We start from the raw sequence: 24,915 nt of genomic DNA, 5'->3' as shown, positions 1-24,915 counted from the left end.
AAAAACCTGTCTGGTGGCGATAGCGGAGGGGTTCCACGCGTACCCATCCCGAACACGACCGTTAAGCCCTCCAGCGCCGATGGTACTTGGACCGAAGGGTCCTGGGAGAGTAGGACGTTGCCAGGCAGATCCCTTTTAGGGAAAGGATACATATTAGGGCCCTTAGCTCAGCTGGTTAGAGCGCACCCCTGATAAGGGTGAGGTCGGTGGTTCGAGTCCACTAGGGCCCACCACGAGTGAACATTATTTGGGGCTATAGCTCAGCTGGGAGAGCGCCTGCCTTGCACGCAGGAGGTCAGGGGTTCGATCCCCCTTGGCTCCACCATTATTCCCTGATAGCTCAGTTGGTAGAGCACTCGACTGTTAATCGAGTTGTCACAGGTTCGAGTCCTGTTCGGGGAGCCATTCTTACAAATTACTGATTTATTATATGAAGGTGGCGGCGTAGCTCAGCTGGCTAGAGCGTACGGTTCATACCCGTGAGGTCGGGGGTTCGATCCCCTCTGCCGCTACTCGGAGAGATACCCAAGTGGCTCAAGGGGACCCTCTGCTAAGGGGTTAGACTGCGTAAGTGGTGCGAGGGTTCGAATCCCTCTCTCTCCGCCAACTCGTTTTTAGACAAGTAAGACTTGTTTAATATATAATCAGTATCTTATTAACAAGGCCCGTTGGTCAAGGGGTTAAGACACCTCCCTTTCACGGAGGTAACAGGGGTTCGAATCCCCTACGGGTCATATGGAGGCTTAGCTCAGCTGGGAGAGCATCTGCCTTACAAGCAGAGGGTCGGGGGTTCGATCCCCTCAGCCTCCACCATATTTTAATATCGCGGGGTGGAGCAGTTCGGTAGCTCGTCGGGCTCATAACCCGAAGGTCGCAGGTTCAAATCCTGCCCCCGCAATTACTTTCAATTTAAGAAAGTGCATCTGGAACCGTGGTGTAGAGGCCTAACATGCCTGCCTGTCACGCAGGAGATCGCGGGTTCGAATCCCGTCGGTTCCGCCATTTAATAGCTTTAGGGATGAAAATCCAAAATAGGGTTCGTCGGAGTGACGCTTCGTAGAATCAATATCGCAGTATCTCACGAAGTGAAAGTATATCGTCGGTTCTGCCTGATGCAGGGCTCGGTAGCTCAGTCGGTAGAGCAGAGGACTGAAAATCCTCGTGTCGGCGGTTCGATTCCGTCCCGAGCCACCTTTAATTTAATATGCCGGTGTAGCTCAACTGGTAGAGCAACTGACTTGTAATCAGTAGGTTGGGGGTTCAAGTCCTCTCGCCGGCACCATCCATGGAGGATTAGCGAAGTGGCCAAACGCAGCAGACTGTAAATCTGTTCTCTTACGAGTTCGGTGGTTCGAATCCATCATCCTCCACCAGTTTTTTTTAAATGCCATGGCGGTCGTGGCGAAGGGGTTAACGCACCGGATTGTGGCTCCGGCATTCGTGGGTTCAAGTCCCATCGATCGCCCTCTTTAATTAATTATTGGGGATTAGCCAAGCGGTAAGGCAACGGACTTTGACTCCGTCATGCATAGGTTCAAATCCTATATCCCCAGCCATTTATGAGCCATTAGCTCAGTCGGTAGAGCACCTGACTTTTAATCAGGGTGTCGAAGGTTCGAGTCCTTCATGGCTCACCAGTTTCCAATATATGCGGTCGTGGCGGAATTGGCAGACGCGCACGGTTCAGGTCCGTGTGGGCTAACCCCCCGTGGAGGTTCGAGTCCTCTCGACCGCACCATATTTTGCGGACGTGGCTCAGCGGTAGAGCATCGCCTTGCCAAGGCGAGGGTCGCGGGTTCGATTCCCGTCGTCCGCTCCATTAGTTTGTCCCCTTAGCTCAGCTGGATAGAGCGTTTGACTACGAATCAAAAGGTCGGGAGTTCGAATCTCTCAGGGGACGCCATATTACTTCAATGAAATTATAATTTCGTGAAATATTATCGGGACGTAGCTCAGCTTGGTAGAGCACCTGGTTTGGGACCAGGGGGTCGCATGTTCAAATCGTGTCGTCCCGATCTTTAATTTGCGGGTGTAGTTCAATGGTAGAACTCCAGCCTTCCAAGCTGGTAGCGTGGGTTCGATTCCCATCACCCGCTTTTTTGTTTTTACTTAGCGGATTCTTGTCACACCAGTTGTGACACCTTAAATAAGAGAGCCTGTTACTCCGACAGAGCTCTCTCTTTTTTTATTTTTACATTCTTATTCAACGGGTATATTCAGTTCAATACGGGTGCCCATGCCTGATGCGGTCTGGACACGAAGCTGGCCGCCGACCCCTCGAGCGCGTTCCTCCATACTGAAGAGGCCTACTCCTTGCCCGGTGTGTTCGGGTTTAAACCCATCTCCCTTATCTTCCACCGTAATCCAAACCTCAGACCTGCGATCTTCGACAATGACGTTAGCTTCCGATACATCTGCATATTTTGCTGTGTTGGTCAGAGCCTCCTGGACAATTCGATAGATGGCGATCTCTTTTTGGATATCAAGCCGCTTGTGCAGGGTGCAGGTGAAGTTTACCTGTATTCCATAATGATTGCTGTAGTTGTCAATATAAGTCCGAAGTGCAGGAACGACACCCAAATCATCCAGTACGGAAGGTCTGAGCTCCCACGCCAACCCGCGTACATCAGCCATAACGGCTGTAACTTGCTGGCGCAGCTGCTGGATGGCTGGATTGGCCTGCTTGGACAGTTCGTTATCCATCTGAATAGCCAGGGAAAACAGACTTTGTCCGATCCCATCATGAAGCTCGCGTGAAAAACGCTTGCGCTCTTCCTCCTGAATTTGCATGACCTGTGTCATCATGCTCTGGAGCTCTGCTTGTACCTCTTTGAGTTCTGTAACTTCATTACGCACAGCTAGATATTGATAGGGGTTGCCTTTGTCATCTGTAATAGGAACAATCGTTGTATTCACCCAGTAATAAGAACCGTCTTTGGCACGGTTGCGAATTTCTCCCCGCCATACCTTCCCTGAGGAGATCGTCCTCCATAAGTTTTGCATAAATTCGGAAGAATGATAGCCAGAGTTAATAATCCGATGATCCTTGCCGATCAATTCATCGCGTGTATATTTTGATATTTCACAAAATTTATCATTAACATACTGAATCGTCCCTTTGCGGTCGGTCACCGCTACAATGGACGATTCATCAAGGGCAAATTTCAGATCGGAGAGCTGGAGCAGGGAGTAACGCAATGCCTCGCGGAATCCTTCATCCGGAATATGATCATCTAACTGCTCAATGAGGGGTACAGATTGCTCTCCGATGGTTTGATGGAAAATCCATTTGTGATGATTACTCATAATTGAGGAGTCCTTTCTTCATGGCGAATTTGACGAGCTCCGGCCGGGTTTTGAGATTAAGCTTTTCCATCAGGTTGCTCTTATGCGACTCCACAGTCTTGACGCTGATCACCAATTGCTCGGCAATTTCTTTATTAGAGTAGCCTTTGGCGACCCAGGATAAAATTTCTTTTTCCCGTTCGGATAAAGTCTCATAGGGACCGGGGTGGTCATCCTGCTTTAACTTATCCAGATATTCGCTCATAAGGCGCTTGGTTGCATTGGCATAAAGATACGCATTTCCCTGTGAAACCGATTGAATGGCCGTAATCAGCTCTTCATGGGGTGCGCTTTTCAGAATATACCCTGAAGCTCCGGCTTGAATGGCACGGAACAAATATTCATCGTCATCATGCATGGTCAGAATGAGCACTTCGGTATCAGGCAGCAGCTTCTTCAGCTCAATGGTGGCTGTCAGGCCATCCTTGCCGGGGGGCATGCTGAAATCCATCAATACGACATCCGGCTTTAATTCAAGCGCCTTGGTTATAGCTTCATCCCCGTCGGCGGCATCTCCGATCACGTTAATATTGTGCTTTCCATCCAGTAATGCAATGAGGCCGGACCGGACGACAACATGGTCATCAACAACAAGTATGCGAACCACAATATCCCTCCGTAGGCGATGTATCGCGTGTATGACCTCATCATACAAAAATAAAGGAATCCTATCAATGCAGGATTCCTTTATTAAGCGCCTTCGGGGAGCTTTAGCTCCGGATAAGAACAATTAAGACAAGCTCAGCTTAAGGGCGCCAAGCCGCCGGGCGGTTTGCTCCACTAGAGCAATATCATGAGCAACAAAGCTATAGGTACTCCTTTTTCCAACCAGTACAACACCTTGGGGAAGATGATTCGTTCCGAATATGGGGGTGGCAAAGGCAGAATGCAGTTGTTCCGCAAGCATTAATGCGGATTCTTGTTTTAACGAGTAGGTATCCTGCAAGAGAGGACTTGTCTCTAGTGGCCTTCCAAGTCTCACCGCCATGCCTGATATTCCATAACCGATCTTAAAGGAGATTCGCTGGTAACGATCACTGCGACTCCCTGATACATAACGCCAGCGGAAAGAATTATGCGATGAATGAATCCAAGCCACCGCAGCTACATCACACGAGATCAGCTTTCTCAGGGAGTCAAGCTCCCCCTTTATTTCTGGTAATAGATCTATCATTACAAAGCACTTCCTTTACGAGGTAAAACCGATTTACTTTCCATCCGTTCATAGGTGTCATAACATTCCTTTAGAAAAGAGTAGGGGAACTTCCTTATGCACAAGAAGCGTAAACACCGGATTCAATATATGGTGTAATACTAGGGAAAATATCATATTCTTACACTTGCTGAAGTGACTTTAATCACACCTATTCAGGGTTTTCGAAGGAGAAAAATCAGGAAATCTCCCGATAACGCAAAACGGTGGATCATATTATGATTAGAGTATCAGAAAGGCTAAGGGGGCGTGAGCATGGCTACATTATATATCGAAAAGTTGGCAGGATCGGCGCAGGCGGAACGTATGGGGATCGATTTGTTTTTAACGGATGAGCATATTGAGCTGCTGAAGGGTATTATGACCTGGAAGAAAGTTAAAGCGGGTGTCAGCCTTTTTATGGAGGGAGAGGAAGCAGGCCAGCTTTACTATATCCGCTCCGGGCGCGTCAAGCTGCGCAAATCGACGGAGGACGGAAAAGAGCTCATGCTGACGATTCAACGCAGGGGAGACCTGATTGGTGAATTTGGGGGCTTGGGCGGAGAGGAATATAACTATACAGCAGAAACGGCGGACGCGTGTGAGATCGGGGTGTTTCAGGGGAAGGAGCTTGAAGGGCTATTGAGCAGGCATGGAGACCTGGCTGTGCAATTTGTAAAGTGGTTCGCTCTCAAACAACGGATTATGGAGTCACGTTTCAGGGATTTGCTGTTGTACGGAAAAACCGGCGCCCTGGCTTCTACTCTGATCCGTGCAGTCAATACGTGCGGAATCAAGAACGAGGATGGGATTTTGCTGAATATCAAGCTGAATCATACAGAGCTTGGCGAAATGATTGGTGCGACCCGGGAGAGTGTCAATCGGATGCTTACCTCGCTTAAAGAGCAAGGCACGATTGAGATGAAGGAAGGCAAAATCAACATTTTGCAGTTGGGGGACTTACGCTTGATGTGCTGCTGCCCCGAGCAGGGGCATTGCTCCAATGAAATATGCCGTTTATAGCAAAAAAGCTAATCGAGGAGCATGGGACTGACCCTATTCCTCGATTAGCTTGAACCGAACCACTCGATAACGGCAGAAAATCTTCCGCTAAGCGTTTTCTATTTTCTTAGTAAGTATGTCGATACGGAATATCTAGGCCTGTTGTCCCGTATGCTGCAGCATACCCTGCAGTTTACGGCGAATTTCCTTCTGCCATTTCTCATCCTGAACTTGAACAGCAAGATTCAGAAGGTCCAAGTAATCGTCAATGTGCAGAGAGGTCTTTTGAAGAGCAGCGTTCACCAGGTTCCTTCCCCCTTAGAAAGATTACATATCACAACAACCGCAATAATGATAATCATTATCATATAATAGATGTATTCATATTATGCCCATTATGCAAGAGAAATGCAAGTGGTTTGCAGAGATTTGTGAAAAAAGACCCCCTTAAAAAAACAAACCTCACTTCCTAAGTTCTTACATTGTTCACACCGGTAAATTGAAAGATAATAACCATATCACCTCATTGAATTATCTGCAGAAGCCTACTTGATGCAAGTGGTAAGAAAAAATGCTTAATTCATTCATTTAAGGAGGAACAAGGGTCATGCGTACAGGAAAAATGAAAGCGTTTGCCTTGACGATGGCGGGCGCAATGATTTTCACGCTGGCAGCATGCAGCGGGCAAGAAAACGGAGGAACTACCACTAGCCCTGGCAATAGTGGTGACGGGAACAGCGGGGAGCAGGTGACAATCACTTTCCAGAACATCTATCCCGATCCAACAACTCCCGCACACAAAATGATGAACCAGCTTGTTGAGCAGTATGAAAAGGATCACCCGAACGTGAAAATTGAACTCGACTCCCTGAATACAGACCAGCAGAAGCTGAAGCTAAAAACACAGGCAGCCTCCAAAGAGGTGCCTGATATTACAATCGTGAACCCGGCGGCGCAAATGCAGCCTTTCGTTGAAGCAGGTCTGCTGGCACCGCTGAATGATGTAGTAGAAAAAGACGGCCTGAAGGATAAGTTCCAGGACGGTCTGCTGGATTATTACAGCTTTGACGGCAATGTATATGCACTGCCGGACGGTAATAACATTGAGGTTGTGTATTATAACAAAGCCTTGTTCGAGCAGGCGGGTATTGCAGAAACGCCAAAAACGTTCGAGGAGCTGCTTGAGGTCGTTAAGACCTTGAAATCCAAAGGCATTACCCCAATTGCGATCGGCGAAAAGGACTCTTGGACCGGCTCGCTGTTGTTCATGAACATCCTGCTTCGTACTAATGGCGGCCCTGGCTTTTTGCAGGACGTGATTGACGGCAAGAAAACCTTCAATGATCCAGCGTTCACGGAAGCGGTTGCAGCGTTCCAGGAGCTGGTGAAAGCCGGCGCATTCCCGGATGGAGCAACATCGATTGATTATAATGCTGGCGGTAATATTTTCAAAACCGGTAAAGCGGCTATGTACATTATGGGTACTTGGGAGACCGGAGCCATCGACTCATCCTCTGTAGCGGATCAAGTGGCCGCATTCCAATTCCCTACCGTGAACGGCAAAGGAGACGTCAACGAGTATATTGTTGCACCGGGCAGTGCCTTCGCGATGTCAGCGAACAGCGAGCATCCAGAAGAAACTAAAGACTTCCTGCACTATTTCATGACAGAAATGCCTAAAGTTAAATTCGAACTCAAGGATGCAGTAGGCAGCGGCCATAAGATTGAAGGCGATTTTAAAGCAGCAGGCTATTCGGAGCTCGCTATCGGTCTGAATGATCTGTTCAAAAATATTAAAGGCGGAGATCTTGCCTTCGATAACACGATGAACCCTGCTGTGTCACAGGCACATCTAAGCAGCATTCAAAATCTGTTCGTCGTGGAGACTGACCCTGCCCAGGTGGCACAAGAGCACCAGGCAGCATTTGAAGCCAACCCGTAAAAACAGAACACCCGGCCTGCGGCAGGGAGGGAGCCTCCGGTTCCTTCCCTGCTTTCAGGAACGGCCACTATGAAATATAAAGGATGGAGTAAAAGATACAGATAAAGGAGGAGAATCATGAATGTATTAAAAGTGCGGGCCGGTACCATTGCGGTATTCGTGCTGCCCTGTCTATTGCTTTACGTAGGTATGGTGTTCATCCCGATTCTGGTGTCGATTTACAGTGGTCTGCTGGACTGGAACGGAATTTCGGATGCCAAGTTTGTTGGATTGGCTAATTATCAGAAGTTTTTGACCGATGATCCTTTGTTCTGGCCTTCGGTTAAGCGCACAATTATGTTTGCGGTGTTTTCTATGCTTGAAATCCCGGTATGTCTGCTGATTGCGATCCTGTTGAACAGGTACATGCGGAAAGCCAACACCCTTGTCACCATCTATTTTCTGCCTGTCATTCTGTCTGTTGTTATCATTGGACAGCTCTGGAAAACGATTTACAATCCCGCTTCGATGGGCGGCATGCTGAACGGGGTTTTTGTGGCATTGGGACTTGAATCATGGACACGCAACTGGCTGACTGAGCCTGATATAGCGATGTATTCGCTCTATTTCGTTTCCCTGTGGCAATATTTCGGGTATCACCTGCTGATCCAGTTTACAGGTGTGCAGAACATTCCTAACGAGCTGTATGAGGCGGCCAAAATTGACGGGGCCGAGGGCTTCAAAGCAGATCGCTACGTGACTCTACCGCTGGTTATTCCGATTTTTAAAATCTCCATTGTGCTTGCCTTCATCGGCTCGCTGCAATCCTTCGATTTGATCTGGGTCATGACAGGCGGCGGACCGGCTCATGCCACAGACACCGTTGCTACCTATATGTACGGTATGTCCTTCCTGTCGATGAAATACGGGTACGGCAGCGCCTTGGCATCTTTCCTGGTCGTTTTCTGTCTTGTGTTTACAGTAGTTATAAATTTTGTTTTCAAACGAATCGAGAATAAGGTAAACTAAGGAGGCCGGAGCCGATGAAAACGTTAAAAAAATCGATCGTATACGCCGTGCTTGCGGTCCTCGTTGTTACGCAGTTGTATCCGCTGTTTTGGCTGCTGACGTACTCACTGAAGACCAATGAGGAAATTCTGGGCGGCAGCTTTTTCGCTCTTCCCCAAACACCGCGTTGGAGTAATTATCAAGAGGCTTTTGAATCAGGCAGCTATCTGCAGTATCTGTCCAACAGCGTGTTCGTGACCGGAATAACGATGCTTTGTGTAATTCTGCTTAGCTCCATGACGGCTTATGCGATTACACGCTTCCGCTGGCGTTATGGCGGGCTGATCATGCTTGTGTTCCTGGTAGGCATGATGATTCCCATGCAGGCTACACTGTTGCCCCTAATGGTTATTTTTAAAAATGTAAATATCCTGAACACCCATTTGTCATTAATTCTGCCCTACGTTGCGTTCCAGACACCGATCGCGGTGTTCATTCTCAGCGGTTTCATGAGGTCCATTCCCCATGAGATTGAGGAATCGGCTTATATGGATGGGGCGAACATATACCGGATTTTCCGGAGTATTATTCTGCCGATCTCTGTGCCGCCGGTTATGACGGTCTGTATTCTTACATTCATTAATATCTGGAATGAGTACATTATGGCAGCCACGTTTATTTCCTCCGAAAGGTTAAAAACGTTGCCATTCGGCATCTACACATTCGTCAGCCAGTATTCCGTCAACTATGGCAACATAGGCGCGTATCTCGTGATGGGTGCGCTCCCGGTAATCATCATTTATTTCCTTCTCTCTGAACGTATTACGAAGGGAATGGTTGCCGGTGCGGTGAAGGGCTGAGTCGAACCTGACTGGAGCATGAGCAGTGCAGCAGCGGAGGGGCAGATAGGACAAACGATACGAAAGGAGCGTACATGGGCTTGCAGCGCCGTTTTCAATCCATTCATCATCGGCTGTTCATTCTGTTCCTCTTCTGCATGTCTGGCATTGTGCTGGCGATCAGTCTGCTGTTCTACAACCGGACTACCGTTCAGTTCCATGACAAAATCAGTGATCTGGCCCGCAAGAACGTATCCCAAACGGCCGGATTATTCGATTTGCTGCTGAACAGTTATAACAGTCTGACCAAATCTATCACCAATAATGTTGATCTTGTCCGGCTCCTGGATACGGAAACGGCTCAGCCGGAGGCAGTCGCTTATATTAATGAACGTACCATTACCAATATTTTGGGTGCCATTTATTATTCACGGGAGGATCTCATAGGTATTCATGTTTTAAAGGATAACGGTAAGGTGTATAACTACGGCAACTACATGAATGTGATAGACCCGGAATACATGCACTCGGAATGGTATCAGGAGATTAAAAATTCAGCAGGTAAAATTGCTTGGCTGGGCGTCTATCCCCATTCGCTTATCGACAGGATGGAGAAGAGGCCTGTTTTTGCATTTGGCCGTCAGCTCTATGATCTGGATGAACATAAACCGATCGGGATCGTGCTGTTTGAAGCGGAGCCCAAGTCGATCCTGGCCGCTCTTCACAATTTGCGGGTAGGCCCGAATAGCGAGGTTTATCTGGTAGGCCAGGGGGAACGAATTGTGTCGGCAACATCCACCAATCCTCCTCCGACCCTTGAGAGCCTACAGTCTGCAGGAGGGGATGACATCATCGTTGAACGGCGAGGGCAGCAGGTCGTCATTGCTTCCCGACTTCCTTTTGCCGACTGGTCCGTAATCAGTGTAACGCCAAACAAAGACTTGAATGTCGAGCTGGCTCAAACCCAACGGTTCCTGTTGATTGTGGCACCCGCGCTGATTATCCTATCCGCGCTCATTGCATCGGTGGTGTCCAAAAGCATATCTCAGCCCCTGGAACGCCTGATTCGTGAAATGAAGCTGGTTGAGACAGGCAATTTTCGACGGCGGCTGCAAGTCACCTCGTATCAGGAGGTCAATCAGTTGGTTGATTCCTTTAACCATATGGTTGGCCGGATCGAGGAGCTGATCGAGCTGGTCAAAATCTCTTCGGTCAGTGAGAAGAATGCAGAGCTGCATGCCCTGCAAACACAAGTTAATCCTCACTTTTTGTACAACACGCTTGATATGATCTATTGGATGCTTGATGAGAAGGGACAGGATCAACTGGGTGAGGTGGTGCTGTCCTTGTCTCATATGTTCCGTTACAGCAGTCATTGGGAAGAGGGGGCGGAGGTGACGCTGCGGGAGGAGGTTGAGCAGATGGGACACTATCTGACCATTATTCAGGCCCGCCTGGAAGGCAGGGTCACTGTCCTCATGGATATCAGCGAGCGGTGGATGGATATACGTATCCCGAAGATGACGCTCCAGCCCCTGATTGAGAATGCAGTCAAACATGGCTTGGAGCCGCTGGAGCCGAATGTGCGCGGGGAACTGTATGTCCGTGCCAAGGAATCGGGGGATTCATTGCAGCTCACCATTGCCGACAATGGCGTCGGGATCACACCGGAACGTTTGATCGAGGTACGGTATGCACTGGCTAATCCCGGGAAACAGAACATCAGCGGCAGATCCGGCCATATCGGTTTACAGAACCTGCAAATGCGGCTGCATCATATGTTCGGCAAGGAATTTGGGCTTGGCATAGCCAGACACTCCGGGAAAGGCACCGTAATCACCGTAACCATCCCGCTTCCGAAGGAGAGGAAAAGCGATGAATATACTGATAGCTGATGATGAGCATACGATCCGCCAAGGCATTGGGCGCACGATCCACCAGGCTTGGCCGGATAGCTGTATCTATGCCGCAGCTTCCACTGAGGAGGCGGCGGGGATTCTGGCGGAGCATCCGGTGGATATTGTGCTGACCGATATTCTCATGCCAGGTATGGATGGCCTTGAGTTTATGCGGATCTCCAAGCGCAAGCATCCTCACCTGCAGTGGGTTGTCATTTCTGCCCACTCGGAATTTCAATATGCCCAGAAGGCGGTTCGTCTTGGTGCAAAGGATTACCTGCTGAAGCCGATCGGCAAAAAGAAGCTGCTGGAGTGTGTGGAAACCCTGGCAGGAGAAGCACAAGCTGAATCGGAAAGGGTGCGAGACGGCAAGCTGCTGAAGTCCAACCTGGGATACCTGAGGGAAGCCGTATTTCAGCGCTATGCGCTCGGGCTGGATATAGGCAAGCTGGATATCCGCCCTTTTGTAGAGAATTATCCGGACTTCCATCTTTTTATGGTCAGTATGGGGCCAGTGCAAAGGAAAAATCATCTGGAGCATTTTATTATCGAAAATGTGCTCTCCGAGCTGCTGGATACGGCCGGTCACGGATTTGTCGTCAGCCTGGACCGTTATAGTCTGCTTGGCATCGCCCGCCTCCAGAATGAAGTGGAGGCCGCTAAGCTGATCGACCAGTTGAATGGACATCTGCGGAGATATTTGAAGCTGCCCTTCCAAGCGGCGGCATCCGGGCCGCACCGTGATTTTGCAGGTATACCTGATACGGCGGCGGCGCTGCGCAATTCATTGGAGGGCAATCTTGCACCCGGCAGCGGTGAATGTCTGAAGGAAGGTGTCCACACCGTTGATGTGGCGCTGCAATATATTCGTGCCCATTTTACGGAGGATCTGTCTCTGGAGAGGGTCGCATCGGTCGTATTCCTGAATCCCGTGTATTTCAGCCAGCTCTTCAAACAGAAAACCGGTCAGGGTTACAAGGATTATGTTATCAGTCTGCGCATGGAGCAGGCCAAAAAGCTGCTGCTTGATCCCCAACTGAAGCTCGTCGATATTGCCGACCGGATCGGGTATCATGATGTAAGACATTTTACACAGGTGTTTCGCCGCAAGTGCGGCATGACGCCGACCGAATACAGATCGGGTATGAAAACAGAGTCAAAATAGGACTAAAGTAACCTAAAGTTTTCCCAACATCTACCGATATATGAAGTTGTGAGGTTTAAAGAATATTCATATATCGGAGGTAAATCATTTGAGGAATCGTTGGACCAAACCGCTTGCGATCATGTTGTCCTTCTTGTTGTTGATCGTCGGTGCCACGCCGGCATGGGCTGCAAGTGCTGTTTCGAAAATTGTTCTGTCAGCGAACAGCTCCCAGCTGATGGTTGGCGAAACGTTAAAACTGACCGCTACAGCTGTATATAGCGATGCCAAAACGTCGGATGTGACGATTAATTCCGATTGGACAAGTGACGATGCTGCCATTGCTTCCGTGTATAACGGTACAGTTACTGCCAAATCGGTGGGGACAGCAACGATTGTTGCCATCTTTAAGGATGGGGACGGTAAAACATTTTCCCAATCAACTTCCATTACGGTAACCAAGAAAGTGAAGGCCTTAACCGCAGATGTAACCAGCCTAAATCTGCGCAAAGGCACACCTGAACAAGTTACACTTACAGCAACCTACAGCGACAACACGATAGACAATACCGTGGCTAACGAGGCGGAGTGGACTTCTAGCAATTCCGCTGTTGCTACAGTCGTGAATGGCTCAGTAACTGGTATTGCTGCCGGTACGGCGACCATCACTGGTATGTACGGCAAGCAAACGGTTACCATAGAAGTCACTGTAGATGTGGTGAAACGCGTGACAGCAAGCAGCACGGAGGTTTCTCTTCTGCTGAGCGATGCTCCGGAGAAGGTTACGTTGACTGCTACCTTTCCCGACGGAACGACCGAGGACGTAACGGCGAATGCCGAGTGGTCCTCCAGTGATGCAACGGTAGCCGATGTGCTGAAGGGCAGCATCACACCTTATAAACAGGGGACGGCTGTCATTACAGCCGAGTATGGTACGAAGACAGCGACCATCACTGTTAGCGTGGAGAAAACAAACAAGCTGACGGTGGATGTTGAGAATCTTTTCCTGAAAATCGGTGGGGAGAAGCAGCTTACCCTAACGGCTGCTTACCCGGATGCCGCCGCCAAGGATGTTACTGGTGATGCGGGGTGGACATCGAGTGACGAGAGCATTGCCAGCGTGTATAAAGGCAAGGTTATCGGCAACAAAGCAGGAGAAGCAACGATCACTGCTAAATATGGGGACAGAACAGTAACGGTCAAGGTAAGCGTGGAAGTGGCCCGCTATCTTGATTTTAATCAAAATCAAGCCATCATTGACTCGGTCGGCGGGAAGCAGCAGTTGGAATTGACCGCAACGTTTGCAGACGGTACTCGCAAGAATGTGACAACGACCGCCGCTTACACGTCCAGCAACCCGTCAGTAGCGGATGTGAAGGACGGTTATCTGATCGGCTACAGTGCAGGTACGACAACGATTACTGCAAGCTACGGCACACAGACGGCCACCCTCTCTGTTAAGGTGGGACAAGTTAACAAGCTGAGCGTGGATAAGTCAGAGGTCTATTTGGACGTCAAGGGCACCCATCAGCCTGTATTGAAGGATGAAAATGGAGCCGACGTTACAAGCAAGGCAACCTGGACTTCGAGCAATGAAAATGTTGCTTATGTGTCCAGCGGGGGACTGATTACGGCATACAACCCCGGAACCGCTACGATTACAGCAACCTATGGCGGTAAATCAGCCACCATTACCGTGAACGTGGAGACGGCATCCCATTTGGACATTGGCAGCTCGAAAGTTTCAATGTCCGTGAACGGTAAGCCTGTCCAATTGACGGCTAAGGTCACTTATACGGACGGCTCAACGGAAGTGGTTACCGACGATACAACCTGGACCTCGGACAAGGACAGTGTTGTATATGTGAATAAGGGCAAGCTGACAGCTTACAATAAAGGCACTGCGGTCATTACTGCAACTTACAACGGCAAGAGCGCGACAGTGACCGTTACCGTAGGCGAGCCTTCCAAGCTGGCGGTAAAAGCAAAATCCGTCGTTCTCGATATTGATGATACGTATCAGGCGGAGCTGACGGTAACCTACAAGGATGGAACTACAGAGAATGTTGCGGACGAAGCGGAATGGACGACCACCAGCTCCGCGATTGCGTCAGTGGATTCGTCAGGCTTGATCACAGGTATGTCCGAAGGTGGGGCTACGATCACTGCGGCATACGGAAATATGAAAGCAACCATTAAAGTGGAAGTAGGTCTGGCTGCAGAGCTTGAGGCGGATAAGTTCCTGATTGTGATGTCAGCCGGTGACGCTGCTCAGTTGATTACGCTCACAGCAACGGATTCGGACGGTAACACAAGAGATGTAACCAAAGACGCGGAATGGTCTTCAAGCCAGACAACCATCGCTTCCGTCAAAGACGGTTCTGTCAAAGCCTATAAAAAAGGCAAAGCGACCATTACGGCGAAATATGGCGGTCAGAAGGTCACCATTACGGTTGAGGTGGATACGGCAACGAAAATTTCGGCATCTGAAGTTTCTCTTTCTATGAAAACGGGTGAAACGAATAATATTAAAATTACAGCCACGTTAAGCGACGGTTCGACTGTCGATGTGACCAATAAAGTGGAATGGACCGCAAGTAGCTACAAGGTGGCAACCGTGAAGAGCGGTGCGGTTACGGCAACCGGTTACGGCAAAACGACCATTACGGCAAAATACGGCGGTAAAAGCGTGAAGGTGCCTGTTACGGTGGATGCACTGAAGTACCTTGAAACGAGCGAGGTATTATTGAACCTGACAGTAGGACAGCAGGTGCAACTGTCGGCAACTGCTACTTATGTCGATGACACAGAGGCGGATGTAACGAAAAAAGGAGTATGGACTTCTTCCAGAATTCTGGTCGCTACCGCCAAGAATGGAATCATCAAAGGGGTCAGCAAAGGTAAAACCACGGTCATGCTGAAGTACGCAGGCAAGACGACCAAGGTGGTTGTCAATGTTACGGAAAAATAAAGTGGGTTGTATAGAAGAAGGCCGCTCCCGATAAAACGGGAACGGCCTTTTTCGGTTGCACGATGCTTCTTATGGTTAGTTCTGTTCTGTTGCAGCCGGCGGGTTGTTGCCCGCAAGCGCTTCTGTCATCCGCCGGCCTGTCGGGGTCTGGGCAAGGCCGCCTTTGGCGGTCTCTCTGTGTTGGACAGGCATGGCGCTGCCAACTTCCAGCATGACATCTATCACTTCGTCCGATGGGATGGCGCTGCGTACGCCTGCCAGCGCCATATCCGCCGCAGCTAAGGCCGTGACAGCTCCGAGCCCGTTGCGTACAATACAAGGGATTTCAACGAGGCCCGCTACGGGATCGCAGATCAGTCCAAGTGTGTTTTTCAAGGCAAGGCCAACGGCATGAACCGCCTGTTCGGGCGTTCCGCCGCGCAGCTCAACCATCGCCCCGGCTGCCATGCCGATGGCGGAGCCGATCTCGGCCTGACAGCCGCCCTCTGCACCGGATATAAACGAATTGTTGGCTATGACATAACCGATGGCTCCTGCTGCAAAGAGACCGCGAACCATATGTTCATCCGACCATCCGAATCTCTCCTGCGAGCTGATGAATACGCCTGGAATAACTCCGCAGGAACCAGCCGTTGGAGTGGCTACAATGCGGCCCATGGAGGCATTTACCTCGGATACGGAAAGGGCATAGGCCATAGCGAGTGCTGAGGCATCTCCCGAGCAGGTTTCTCCTGAGCGGAGATAGTCAGCTACCCTTTTGCCGTCTCCGCCGGTTAATCCGCTGCGTGATACGGTGTTCTCCGTCTGGCCGCGTCGCACCGCTTCCTTCATCACCTCGTAATAATCAGCCATCTGGCTGAACACTTCATGTTGAGGAGTATCTGTCTCCTTGGATTGTTCTTCAATCATTAAGGTGCTGATCGTCTTGGATTCTCCCCTGCAAATCCCGCTGATTTCGTGAAGATGTCTGAAACGCATAGGTGTTTTGCTCCTTTTATTAGCATCTATTACTGCCGCTTGCTTTTGCCGCGGATATCCATATTTCTCACTTCATACATGTGAGTTAACGATTGCAGCTCTGTGATGAGCTGATCAGGTACTGTGCTGTCCGTTTCAATCGCAGTTAAGGCCTCACCGTCCCGCCCCTTGCGGTCAACATGCATATAAGCGATATTTACGCCAGCGGCCCCGAGCGCGGAGGTGACTGACCCGAGCATGCCCGGTTTGTCCGAATGAAGCAGGATCAGGGCAGGAAGCTCCCCGGTTAAATTGACACGGAACTCATTTAGCTGCTGTACATTCACATTGCCTCCGCCGATCGATGACCCGAGCAGTGTACGTTTTTCTCCGCCGCGTTGCAGCTCTAACCGGACCGTATTGGGATGGGGAGCCGGAAGGCCGCTGGTGACAAACTCAAATGCCATGCCGGCTTCTTGCGCCCAATGCTCTGCGTCTTGGATCCGCGCATCATCCGTTTCGTAATCAAGCAGGCCGCCGAGAAGAGCAAGATCCGTGCCATGTCCTTTATACGTATCCGCAAAAGAGCCGTAGAGCGTCATCTTGGCCTGTTCAGGCAATCCGCCGAGCCAATGCCGTGCCATCCGGCCAAGACGGACGGCTCCAGCCGTATGTGAGCTCGAAGGGCCCGTCATCGCCGGACCGATGATAGAGAATACATCTTTGAAGCGCATGTCTATTCCTCCTTATGTATACAATTTTTTTCGTATACTTACGTAAGATGTCAGCACAAAAAAAGGGCAGAGCAAGGAGATGTCCCTTGTCTCTGTCCTTTGTACCTGAGAGTTTCTAACGGGCTGTTTCCAGCCCCGTCTTACCCCTTTGGTGGCTTGCGCGCTCTCCAGAGCTGCGTCAGCTAACGGTACATGTACCTGAGAGATTAACTGTCGGCCGGGTGCCGTACAGCTTGCTCCTTCGGTGCCCTGAATCATGATATTGATCAGGTCTCTCCCGTAAGCCTCATCCGCGAGTGGTATTTAATTCAGTGCTTTAAATTAAGAGTAAAGGATGGACCTCAACGTGTCAATGCTCACCGCTCAAGGTTCAATCATTGGGCGATCAATGGGTTCGCACTTCCAGCCTTCTGGCGATCAGCGACATGCTGTAGTTCACGGCAAAATACAGGAAAGCCGCGAATAGAAGCGCCGGAATCACGAAGGACTGATTCTGCGCGCCAGCAATCTGCGCGCTGTGCGTCAGCTCAGGCAGTGAGATGATGACTGCCAGCGAAGTATCCTTCATCAGGGAAATGTACTGGCTTACCATCGGGGGCACCATCCGCCGCAAGCCTTGCGGGAGAACGATATGCCACAGCGTCTGTGTGTAATTTAAGCCTGACGATCTGGCTGCTTCAATCTGCCCTTTATCGACCGATTTCAAGCCGCTGCGTACCACCTCCGCAATCATGGCCCCTTCGAAAACGGACAGGCCGATGATTGCAGACCATTTCAAATCGACGTCAAATCCGAGCGGCTTCAGGACGAGGAAGAGGAAATAAATGATCAGCAGAAGCGGCAGGTTGCGGATCAGGTCAATAAGGGTAGCAGCCGCCTGGGTAATAACTGGGATTCGTGTATAACGCAAAACGCCGAATATGATGCCCGCGATCGTACTGATAACGATGGACCAGATGCCGACTTCCAACGTAAGGAGGAAGCCCTGCAGTATAAATTTGACGTTAGGCCCACTAAATAAACCTATAAAATCCATAACAGGTTTCCCTCCTTAAGATGTTTTGGCCAGCCGCTTTTCCATGTACAGCATGACAAAGCTGAGCGGAAGGGTAACGACCAGATATAATAAAGCGGTGAAAGCATAAACGCTGACAGGCAGGAATGTCTCCGAGTTGATCCGGTCGGACATCAGCATCAAATCCGCAGCGGCAACGACAGCGAGAATGGACGAGTTCTTGAAAAGGTTAATGAACTGATTACCCATGGCCGGCAGCGCAATCTTGATGGCCTGCGGCAGAATGACATGGATCATCGTCTGATTGTACGTCAAGCCGGATGACCGGCCTGCTTCCATCTGGCCTTTGGGCACCGTCTGAATACCGGCGCGTATGGCTTCCGCAATATAAGCGGCGGTGTAAATGCTTAATCCGATGGTACCCGATTTAAAACCGTCCAGGTTGATGCCGAGAGGACCCAGGCCCAAATAGAAGAGATAGACCGTAATCAGCAGCGGGATATTCCGGAATATTTCCACATAAATGGTACCCAACCAATTCAGTGGCTTGAAGGGTGCTATCCGGAATACGGCAATCAAGGCTCCAAGCAGAAAGCTTGCCACAAGAGCAATTAAGCTGACCTTGATGGTGTTCAGGAAGCCCTCCATGTACAAGTCCCAATAATTGAACAGGACATTAATGTCAAAAGTTAGCATATGCGGATCACACCTCCGTTAGCCGATGGCAAGAAAGAAGGAGCACGCTGCTGCGGCTCCTTCCGCCATTCTATTATTCAGGTTTAACGCCAAGCCATTGTTCATACAATTTGTCATAATCGCCGCTTGACTTCAGGTCAGTCAGCGTATCGTTTACCGCCTGCAGCAGATCAGTGGAGCCCTTCTTAACTGCGATACCGTATGGTTCGTCAGTGAAGTTGCCGCCGACCATCTCGAAGCTTGCGTCCTGCTGCTGCATGCCGAACAGAATTGCGTTGTCTGTTGTCAGGGCATCGCCTTTATTGGCTTTGAGCGCGTTGAAGGCATCCTGATAGTTTTCAAATTCAAGCACTTCGGCATCCGGAGCTTTTTCCCTGATATTTTTTACGGAAGTAGAGCCTTTAACAGCCAATACTTTCGTGCCTTTAGTCAAAGAATCCACGCCTGTGATCGGGCTTCCCTTCGGAACGAGCAGGGACTGGCCAGCTTCAAAATATACGTCACTGAAGTCAACCTGTTGTTTGCGTTCTTCGGTAATCGTCATGGTCGCAACGATCATGTCGATTTCACCGTTCTGCAGGAGCGGGATACGTGTCTTGGAAGTTACTTCTTTCAGCTCAATCTTGGTTTCGTCACCCAAAATGTGTTTCGCGATCGCTTTTGCGACATCGACGTCGAAGCCTTCGATGTCCCCGGTGCTGGTGTTTTTCAAACCGAACAGCTTGGTGTCGCTCTTCACGCCGACAACGAGCTTGCCGCGTGCCTTGATGGCCTCCAGCGCGCTTTGCGCTTCACCGCCGGCTTCGCCGGCCGTTGTGTCGGTAGAAGCTTTGTTGCCGCATGCGGCGAGAACCAGAGCGAAAGAGAGGGCTAGCAGCAAAAGCGCATTCCATTTCAAACCTTTTTTCATAAAACTGAACCCCTTTCAAATTATATATATTTAGTGGTTGATCAAACGGCTAAGGAACGTGCGTGCACGCTCTTCACGCGGCTCGGCGAAAAACTCGGCCGGCGTGCTGTCTTCCAGAATTTGGCCCTGGTCCATAAAAATGACCCGGTCGGCAACCTCGCGGGCAAAGCCCATTTCATGGGTTACAATGACCATCGTCATGCCGTCATGGGCAAGAGAACGCATAACATCAAGCACTTCACCAATGGTCTCGGGATCAAGTGCGGATGTGGGTTCATCAAAGAGCATGACCTGTGGCTTCATGGCAAGCCCACGCGCAATGGCGACACGTTGCTGCTGTCCCCCGGATAGCTGTGAAGGATAGCTCTGTGCCTTGTCTTCAATGCCTACCCTCTTCAGATAGGTCATAGCTGTTGCAGCAGCTTCCGATTTGGATACACCGAGTACCTTGGTTGGAGCAAGCACGATATTATCAATAACCCGCTTGTGGGGATATAGATTAAAGTGCTGGAAAACCATGCCGATATTGCGGCGGAATTTGTTGATGTCCACTTTCTTGTCATGGAGTGCGACACCGTTGACGATCAGTTCCCCGTCGGAAATAGTTTCCAGACGGTTCATGCAGCGAAGCAATGTGCTCTTACCGGAACCGGAAGGTCCAATAATAACAACCACTTGGCCTTCTTCAATCGTCAGGTTAATGTCCTTAAGGACCTGAAAGCTGCCATAATGTTTGTTGACGTTCCGAAACTGAATCAGAACGAGCCCCCCTTTATCTGTGTTACGTACTGGGTTCAGTAGTAAGTGTCTATGAGCCCTTTCTGTACATTATACATATAAATCCAGTTTAACTTGTGTAAGCAAATAGAACATATAAAAATAGTTAACTAATGATACACTGAGAATATAGGAATTTCAAGAATTTTTGTAAAGAAAGATAACACGAGATTAAGATATGGATGTATATTCATATTGCAAAGAAATATAGTATTCCACCGTTGCCACGTACTCATGTAAGTATTTTGCAGTCCGTCCGGGAAGCAAGAGCTTCGCGGAAGAGAAGACGCGCAGTTTGGGATTCTTGTCATACGGTGATAATATGGTGACCAAAGGGTAATTCAGTCATAGGCGCAAGGTTGGAGGATAAATCATGGCAAAACCGAAACAGAGAAGACAGACCAAAAAAGCAGCGACATGGTCGCTTATTATTATGGGTGCCGGATTTGCGGCTTCCCTGCCGTTTCAGCAGTACGGAGCCGTTCGCCTGCTGGCAGGCGCATTCGAGGCCGGTATGGTTGGCGGCCTGGCGGATTGGTTCGCCGTCACGGCGCTGTTCCGCCACCCGCTCGGCATCCCGATTCCGCATACGGCCCTTCTTCCCAAGAACCGGGGCAAGCTGACGGATGCGTTGGTAAGCACGGTGGAGAATAACCTTCTGAACAAAGAAAGCATCGCAGCCAAAATCAAGGATGTCCGCCTCGCAGAAATGCTGCTGGACGGAGCAGAGCAGGCTCTTGCTTCCCCGAGGGCGGCTGAAGCCATCGATCTACTGGCCAAGCGGCTGATAAGCCGGCTGCCGCTGGACAGTCTGGCTCCCGTCATTACGGAGGAAATCCGGCGGCAGATCATGACACAGGATGCGGGGCAACTGCTTGAATCACTGGCGAAGCAGACATTGGAACGCGGGTATGATCAGAAGGTGCTGGATTATGCGTTAGAACAGGCGGAAGCATGGCTTCATAAATCCGAGACGGTCATAACCTTGGGAACGATGGGGATGCAGGCCATTTCAAGCTTGCAGTTGAACGGGCTGATGCAGCTTGCGGTCAGCGCGTTTCTGGGGTATCTCAATGAGGAGCGCATGGGAGACATGATCCGGCGTTTTTTATTGGAAAGAGTATATGAGCTGCAAATGGAAAGTCATCCACGGCGGGAAGCCTTTATGGGTGGCCTGCAGGGACAGATTGAAAAGCTGGCGTCGGATAGCGAAGTTCATACCAGGCTGAACGACTGGAAAAATGAACAGGCCGCCTCATGGAAGGGCGAGGAAATGGTGCTGGGCAAGCTGGAGGAGCTTCGTGGACGTCTGCTCGCCTCTATGGAGAACGGCGCCTATGTACAGACTTATATCCTCCCGCTGTGCGCGCGGTTGATTGAGGACCTGCGTAAGGACGATGAACTGCTTGAGCGGTTGAACGAGCAGATCATCATGGCTATTACCGGATGGGTGGAGAAGAACCACAACCGGATCGGCAGCCTGGTTAGAGAAAACGTTGAGAAGATGGACAATGCGGCGCTGATTGCGCTCATGGAAGATAAGCTGGGACAGGATCTGCAGTGGATCCGAATTAACGGAGCGCTGACGGGTTTTTTGATCGGCATTGTGCTTACAGGCATTCGCATGCTGCTGGAATAGAGTGAGGCGCTCCAAGAACGAAACGTTCCTCCAATCGCTATTGACCCTTCGGGCCAAAGGCGAACGCTGCGCTTTTCCGGAATCGTTTCGTTCTTTCCGCTGCTGCGTGCGTATCTTACCTTAACAAAAAAAGGAATCATCCATTGGCGATTCTGGGTTAGATAGAAAAGTCGAGAACAGGGGGGGGTTTCTCCTGTTCTCGACTTTTTGTTTGTGCTGAAAATGATATTCTGTTATTTCCGATTCTTCACAGCACGCAGGAGGGCTGCAATGGATAGCGCAAGAGCGGCAATGCTGATCACAAGCGTGACGGTTTGTATGGCAGAAGAGGCTGGCGCTTCCGCTGCTGCAGGGGCCGCTTGAGCGTCTGCTGCCGTGTTACTGCTATCGGCCTGTGCTCCTGCATTCGTGCCCGTTGAATCCGCTTCGTCCTCATGTCCTGCCCCGGAATCGCTTTGCTTCGGCTCCGCTGCGGCATCCGCAGTCACCGCTGTCACGGAATGAGGGAGGTCAGAGCCTTCATCTCCGGTCCATTCAACGATGCTTCCATCCGCATAATACTGGAAGGCATCCCAGGGAATCTTGGCTTCTCCGGACGGATTCACAGCGACAAAGCTGAAGCGCTGGTACTGTCCGGCAAGGATCCCTTCTCCGTTTGCGGTCCAGGTGACTGTATTGACAGCACCGGCTTCATTGGCCGTCGTACTGACCTTCCAGCCCGGCACTGGCTCGTACTGCTTGAATTCTACACCCTCCGGTATTTTGAGGGCGACCTTCGTGGTTGCCGAATCCTTTTCGACAGGCACCTTGATGGTATAGGTTTCCCAGGCCTCCGGCTGGGAGACGGAAGGAGAGACGGTGACATGCGCGCTGGCAATGCTGGCGAACAGCAGCACCCCTACCGCTGTGGCGGAAAGAGTGGAGGAGATTTTGAGAAATTTCTTTTTGAACGAATGATGGTGTGTACTCATCGGCTTTCACTCCTTTGTAAAATAAATTCAGGCAGCCCTCGGACCCCGTGTTAAGGGGCGGCAACAGGCAGCTCGAAATCGGCATCGATGGAATCGAGGGACCCGGTCAGGGCATGCACCCGCACGGTCCAGGTACCCGCTGTCGCCAGCAGCTCCTTGGCCGTGAACGGCTGAGCGGACTGGCCAGGGATGACAACTTCCTGGTTTCGGCGGTCGCTGGCTGCAGGAATCAGCGTTAGCGTTACCTGCTGAATGTCCGTAACGGACTTTCCATCGGCATCGCGGATCCAGACCTCAAAGCTACTGCTGCCTACCCTCGTCGGATCCACGGCCAACTCGACCTCATAGTTGCCTGCAGCTGCGGCTGCCGTTTGCCGGAAAGAGTCACTCTCCACTTCGGTCTCTGCCCCTGCCGTGGGAGACAGATGTGTAAGCAGCGCGGCCAGCAGCAGCACAAGGATGCCGGTGGTGAGCTCCCAGCGGATCGCGGTTCCATTTCGCGCCCGATTGGAAGGACGGCGGGCAAGCCGGAACTGGTAAGCGGCGAAGGCAAGCATGACGATCAGCAGCACTGTTTTGCCCAGCAGTGTATAGCCGTAGCTTGTTATGAACAGCGATGCGGGTGACGGTAGATGTACCAGGGCGGTATAGATACCGGTAGCCAGCAGGGACGCCGCTGCCGTCATGCCCCACCCGGCAAAACGCCGCATCGCTTCGCTGCGAATGCGTTCGCCCTCTGCAGTGGGCAACTCACGCGTCGTGGACGGTAAATACAGAATCATGGCAGCAAGCGAGCCAATCCAGAAGGCCGCCGCTGCCAGATGAACGAAATCGGCGGTGATGGCCAGGGCCGGAATGGTAGCTGCTGCCGCATGACCTGTGAAGGCTTTGGCCAGCATGATGCCAAGAACCATGCTGACGGATGCATGAGCGCACAGCACCCGTCGGCGTTCAGACTGAGCACGGTCGAAGGCGTACAGCAGCAGTGCGCTGAGCAGCAGCAGGATCATGATTTGGACAAACCAGGCCTTGCCCGCGCTTGTATACTGCAGAGCTTCACCGATCAGCGCTGGAGAGAAGCCACGAGTTACCGGTACGCCGGCATCCCAGGAAACCTGCAGCGGCAGGCTGATCAATACGGCAACGGCTGTTGCCGCAAAGCCCGTCCAGATCAGCGTCTGCAAACGGGGATTGTTTCCCGCCTCAATCCCCTTACTGCCACCAGCGTTAGGACCGCGCCATACATAAAGACGGAAGCACAGCATCCCGAACAGGAGGGACAGACCTGCATAAAACAACCACCGCACGGCAATTAGGTCAGGGCGTACAAGGGGCGAAGGAGCGGCAGCGGCGGCTCCTTCGCCGCCCAGATGTTCACCACCGGCTCCGATCTGGAAGGGAATAACCCCTTGAATGGGGTGCCCGTCGGCCGACAGTACACGCCAGGTAATCGTATAGACGCCATTCGGAATGCCGGACCGCAAACCAGCTTGAACAACTGCCGCATTGTCGGAGGACAGTGCGGCGTCCCCGTTGTCCACTCTTGAACCGTCTGCGCCTGTTACCTGTACGGACAGGAATGCGGGTTGTAGATGTTCGCTGAATGTCATCTGGATGCTGGCAGGTGGCTCGCTAAGCACCTCATTGGCGGCAGGATTGGATTCCATCAGTGAGGCATGGGCCAAAGCCAGATGCGGGAAAAGAAAGAGCAGCGCCAGACCGAGGCTCATAAAGCCGGTTCCTAGAACGGCTCGAATGCTGCGGTTCATAGGGGCACACCTCCCGGATTTTTTCAACATATGCTCTTGATGAATGTTCATTATAGTATTTACTGAAATAGTGGGCTATCCCCACATAGGGCTATAATGGAGGAGAATTTAGAGCGTAATTATGGCA

Annotated in this window: 20 protein-coding genes, 20 tRNA genes, 1 rRNA gene and 1 riboswitch; of the genes, 29 read left to right on the top strand and 12 right to left on the bottom strand. The window is 50.8% G+C overall.

Annotation, left to right across the window (positions count from 1 at the left end):
* Positions 1–9 precede the first annotated feature (9 nt).
* The 21 genes from rrf (at position 10) to OIN60_RS04580 (ending at position 2,096) form a co-directional block, all read left to right on the top strand.
* Positions 10–126 (top strand): 5S ribosomal RNA (gene rrf, locus OIN60_RS04680).
* A 30-nt stretch (positions 127–156) separates the two neighbouring features.
* Positions 157–233: transfer RNA gene (locus OIN60_RS04675), tRNA-Ile, on the top strand.
* A gap of 16 nt (positions 234–249) precedes the next feature.
* Positions 250–325: transfer RNA gene (locus OIN60_RS04670), tRNA-Ala, on the top strand.
* A gap of 4 nt (positions 326–329) precedes the next feature.
* A tRNA-Asn gene (locus OIN60_RS04665) sits at positions 330–405 on the top strand.
* A gap of 33 nt (positions 406–438) precedes the next feature.
* Positions 439–512: transfer RNA gene (locus OIN60_RS04660), tRNA-Met, on the top strand.
* Between the two features lie 3 nt (positions 513–515).
* Positions 516–606, top strand: a tRNA-Ser gene (locus OIN60_RS04655).
* A 56-nt stretch (positions 607–662) separates the two neighbouring features.
* Positions 663–734: transfer RNA gene (locus tag OIN60_RS04650), tRNA-Glu, on the top strand.
* A 3-nt stretch (positions 735–737) separates the two neighbouring features.
* Positions 738–813, top strand: a tRNA-Val gene (locus OIN60_RS04645).
* An 11-nt stretch (positions 814–824) separates the two neighbouring features.
* Positions 825–898: transfer RNA gene (locus tag OIN60_RS04640), tRNA-Met, on the top strand.
* A gap of 27 nt (positions 899–925) precedes the next feature.
* A tRNA-Asp gene (locus OIN60_RS04635) sits at positions 926–1,002 on the top strand.
* Between the two features lie 116 nt (positions 1,003–1,118).
* Positions 1,119–1,191, top strand: a tRNA-Phe gene (locus OIN60_RS04630).
* 15 nt (positions 1,192–1,206) lie between these two features.
* Positions 1,207–1,282 (top strand) — tRNA-Thr (locus OIN60_RS04625).
* Positions 1,283–1,287: 5 nt separating this feature from the next.
* Positions 1,288–1,373 (top strand) — tRNA-Tyr (locus OIN60_RS04620).
* 19 nt (positions 1,374–1,392) lie between these two features.
* A tRNA-His gene (locus OIN60_RS04615) sits at positions 1,393–1,465 on the top strand.
* A 16-nt stretch (positions 1,466–1,481) separates the two neighbouring features.
* Positions 1,482–1,556, top strand: a tRNA-Gln gene (locus tag OIN60_RS04610).
* 5 nt (positions 1,557–1,561) lie between these two features.
* Positions 1,562–1,637 (top strand) — tRNA-Lys (locus OIN60_RS04605).
* Positions 1,638–1,650: 13 nt separating this feature from the next.
* Positions 1,651–1,738: transfer RNA gene (locus OIN60_RS04600), tRNA-Leu, on the top strand.
* 6 nt (positions 1,739–1,744) lie between these two features.
* Positions 1,745–1,819, top strand: a tRNA-Gly gene (locus tag OIN60_RS04595).
* A 7-nt stretch (positions 1,820–1,826) separates the two neighbouring features.
* A tRNA-Arg gene (locus OIN60_RS04590) sits at positions 1,827–1,903 on the top strand.
* A gap of 38 nt (positions 1,904–1,941) precedes the next feature.
* Positions 1,942–2,015 (top strand) — tRNA-Pro (locus OIN60_RS04585).
* 10 nt (positions 2,016–2,025) lie between these two features.
* Positions 2,026–2,096, top strand: a tRNA-Gly gene (locus OIN60_RS04580).
* 103 nt (positions 2,097–2,199) lie between these two features.
* Here the strand turns inward: OIN60_RS04580 and OIN60_RS04575 are convergent.
* The 3 genes from OIN60_RS04575 to OIN60_RS04565 all read right to left on the bottom strand — a co-directional run bounded on the left by OIN60_RS04575 (position 2,200) and on the right by OIN60_RS04565 (position 4,519).
* A complete protein-coding gene (locus OIN60_RS04575; RefSeq protein WP_305753691.1) occupies positions 2,200–3,306 on the bottom strand; it encodes a PAS domain-containing sensor histidine kinase in 1,107 nt (368 codons plus the stop codon).
* Complete coding sequence (locus OIN60_RS04570) at positions 3,299–3,952, bottom strand: response regulator transcription factor (protein ID WP_305753690.1); 654 nt, start codon at positions 3,950–3,952, stop codon at positions 3,299–3,301. The genes OIN60_RS04575 and OIN60_RS04570 overlap by 8 nt, the downstream gene beginning before the upstream one ends.
* A gap of 123 nt (positions 3,953–4,075) precedes the next feature.
* Entirely contained in the window at positions 4,076–4,519 is a 444-nt protein-coding gene (locus tag OIN60_RS04565) for a GAF domain-containing protein (protein WP_305753689.1), read from the bottom strand.
* Between the two features lie 294 nt (positions 4,520–4,813).
* Here OIN60_RS04565 and OIN60_RS04560 point away from each other — a divergent pair, with 294 nt between their 5' ends.
* Positions 4,814–5,560, top strand: coding sequence for a Crp/Fnr family transcriptional regulator (locus OIN60_RS04560; protein WP_305753688.1), 747 nt, complete (start codon positions 4,814–4,816; stop codon positions 5,558–5,560).
* A 132-nt stretch (positions 5,561–5,692) separates the two neighbouring features.
* Here OIN60_RS04560 and OIN60_RS04555 read toward each other — a convergent pair whose 3' ends face one another.
* Positions 5,693–5,842 carry a hypothetical protein gene (locus OIN60_RS04555; protein WP_305753687.1) on the bottom strand — a complete coding sequence of 50 codons (150 nt, stop codon included), beginning with the start codon at positions 5,840–5,842 and terminating at the stop codon, positions 5,693–5,695.
* Between the two features lie 304 nt (positions 5,843–6,146).
* On the opposite strand from OIN60_RS04555, the gene OIN60_RS04550 reads away from it, so the two are divergent.
* From OIN60_RS04550 to OIN60_RS04525, 6 genes are all read left to right on the top strand, one after another.
* Complete coding sequence (locus OIN60_RS04550; protein WP_305753686.1) at positions 6,147–7,481, top strand: sugar ABC transporter substrate-binding protein; 1,335 nt, start codon at positions 6,147–6,149, stop codon at positions 7,479–7,481.
* Positions 7,482–7,598: 117 nt separating this feature from the next.
* A complete protein-coding gene (locus tag OIN60_RS04545) occupies positions 7,599–8,489 on the top strand; it encodes a carbohydrate ABC transporter permease (RefSeq protein WP_305753685.1) in 891 nt (296 codons plus the stop codon).
* A gap of 14 nt (positions 8,490–8,503) precedes the next feature.
* Positions 8,504–9,328 (top strand): carbohydrate ABC transporter permease, encoded by an 825-nt coding sequence (locus tag OIN60_RS04540; protein WP_305753684.1) that lies wholly within the window; start codon positions 8,504–8,506, stop codon positions 9,326–9,328.
* Between the two features lie 80 nt (positions 9,329–9,408).
* Complete coding sequence (locus OIN60_RS04535; protein WP_305753696.1) at positions 9,409–11,202, top strand: sensor histidine kinase; 1,794 nt, start codon at positions 9,409–9,411, stop codon at positions 11,200–11,202.
* A complete protein-coding gene (locus OIN60_RS04530) occupies positions 11,183–12,370 on the top strand; it encodes a response regulator (protein ID WP_305753683.1) in 1,188 nt (395 codons plus the stop codon). Before OIN60_RS04535 ends, OIN60_RS04530 begins: the two co-directional genes overlap by 20 nt.
* 88 nt (positions 12,371–12,458) lie before the next feature.
* Positions 12,459–15,320 carry an Ig-like domain-containing protein gene (locus OIN60_RS04525; protein WP_305753682.1) on the top strand — a complete coding sequence of 954 codons (2,862 nt, stop codon included), beginning with the start codon at positions 12,459–12,461 and terminating at the stop codon, positions 15,318–15,320.
* 75 nt (positions 15,321–15,395) lie between these two features.
* On the opposite strand, the gene sdaAA is transcribed toward OIN60_RS04525, so the two are convergent.
* The 6 genes from sdaAA to OIN60_RS04495 all read right to left on the bottom strand — a co-directional run bounded on the left by sdaAA (position 15,396) and on the right by OIN60_RS04495 (position 20,391).
* Positions 15,396–16,298: an L-serine ammonia-lyase, iron-sulfur-dependent, subunit alpha gene (gene sdaAA, locus OIN60_RS04520; RefSeq protein WP_305753681.1), complete on the bottom strand. Its 903-nt coding sequence runs from the start codon at positions 16,296–16,298 to the stop codon at positions 15,396–15,398.
* A 29-nt stretch (positions 16,299–16,327) separates the two neighbouring features.
* Positions 16,328–17,011 (bottom strand): L-serine ammonia-lyase, iron-sulfur-dependent subunit beta, encoded by a 684-nt coding sequence (gene sdaAB, locus OIN60_RS04515; protein WP_305753680.1) that lies wholly within the window; start codon positions 17,009–17,011, stop codon positions 16,328–16,330.
* Positions 17,012–17,187: 176 nt separating this feature from the next.
* Positions 17,188–17,301, bottom strand: a riboswitch (glycine riboswitch).
* A gap of 95 nt (positions 17,302–17,396) precedes the next feature.
* A complete protein-coding gene (locus OIN60_RS04510) occupies positions 17,397–18,047 on the bottom strand; it encodes an amino acid ABC transporter permease (RefSeq protein WP_305753679.1) in 651 nt (216 codons plus the stop codon).
* 15 nt (positions 18,048–18,062) lie between these two features.
* The gene (locus OIN60_RS04505) at positions 18,063–18,722 is read right to left on the bottom strand and encodes an amino acid ABC transporter permease (protein ID WP_305753678.1); all 660 of its coding nucleotides are present in this window, start codon (positions 18,720–18,722) and stop codon (positions 18,063–18,065) included.
* A 73-nt stretch (positions 18,723–18,795) separates the two neighbouring features.
* Positions 18,796–19,632, bottom strand: a complete 837-nt coding sequence (locus OIN60_RS04500) for a transporter substrate-binding domain-containing protein (RefSeq protein WP_305753677.1) — start codon at positions 19,630–19,632, stop codon at positions 18,796–18,798.
* A 30-nt stretch (positions 19,633–19,662) separates the two neighbouring features.
* Entirely contained in the window at positions 19,663–20,391 is a 729-nt protein-coding gene (locus OIN60_RS04495; protein WP_305753695.1) for an amino acid ABC transporter ATP-binding protein, read from the bottom strand.
* A 391-nt stretch (positions 20,392–20,782) separates the two neighbouring features.
* On the opposite strand from OIN60_RS04495, the gene OIN60_RS04490 reads away from it, so the two are divergent.
* Entirely contained in the window at positions 20,783–22,048 is a 1,266-nt protein-coding gene (locus OIN60_RS04490; RefSeq protein WP_305753676.1) for a DUF445 domain-containing protein, read from the top strand.
* A gap of 233 nt (positions 22,049–22,281) precedes the next feature.
* On the opposite strand, the gene OIN60_RS04485 is transcribed toward OIN60_RS04490, so the two are convergent.
* Positions 22,282–23,019: a YcnI family copper-binding membrane protein gene (locus tag OIN60_RS04485; protein ID WP_305753675.1), complete on the bottom strand. Its 738-nt coding sequence runs from the start codon at positions 23,017–23,019 to the stop codon at positions 22,282–22,284.
* A 50-nt stretch (positions 23,020–23,069) separates the two neighbouring features.
* Complete coding sequence (locus tag OIN60_RS04480) at positions 23,070–24,788, bottom strand: copper resistance CopC/CopD family protein (protein WP_305753674.1); 1,719 nt, start codon at positions 24,786–24,788, stop codon at positions 23,070–23,072.
* Positions 24,789–24,915: the final 127 nt, after the last annotated feature.

It is taken from the genome of Paenibacillus zeirhizosphaerae (assembly GCF_030705605.1).
Lineage (GTDB): Bacteria > Bacillota > Bacilli > Paenibacillales > Paenibacillaceae > Paenibacillus > Paenibacillus zeirhizosphaerae.
Note: the sequence above shows the minus strand (reverse complement) of the source record. Positions and strands in the feature narration are given on the sequence as shown.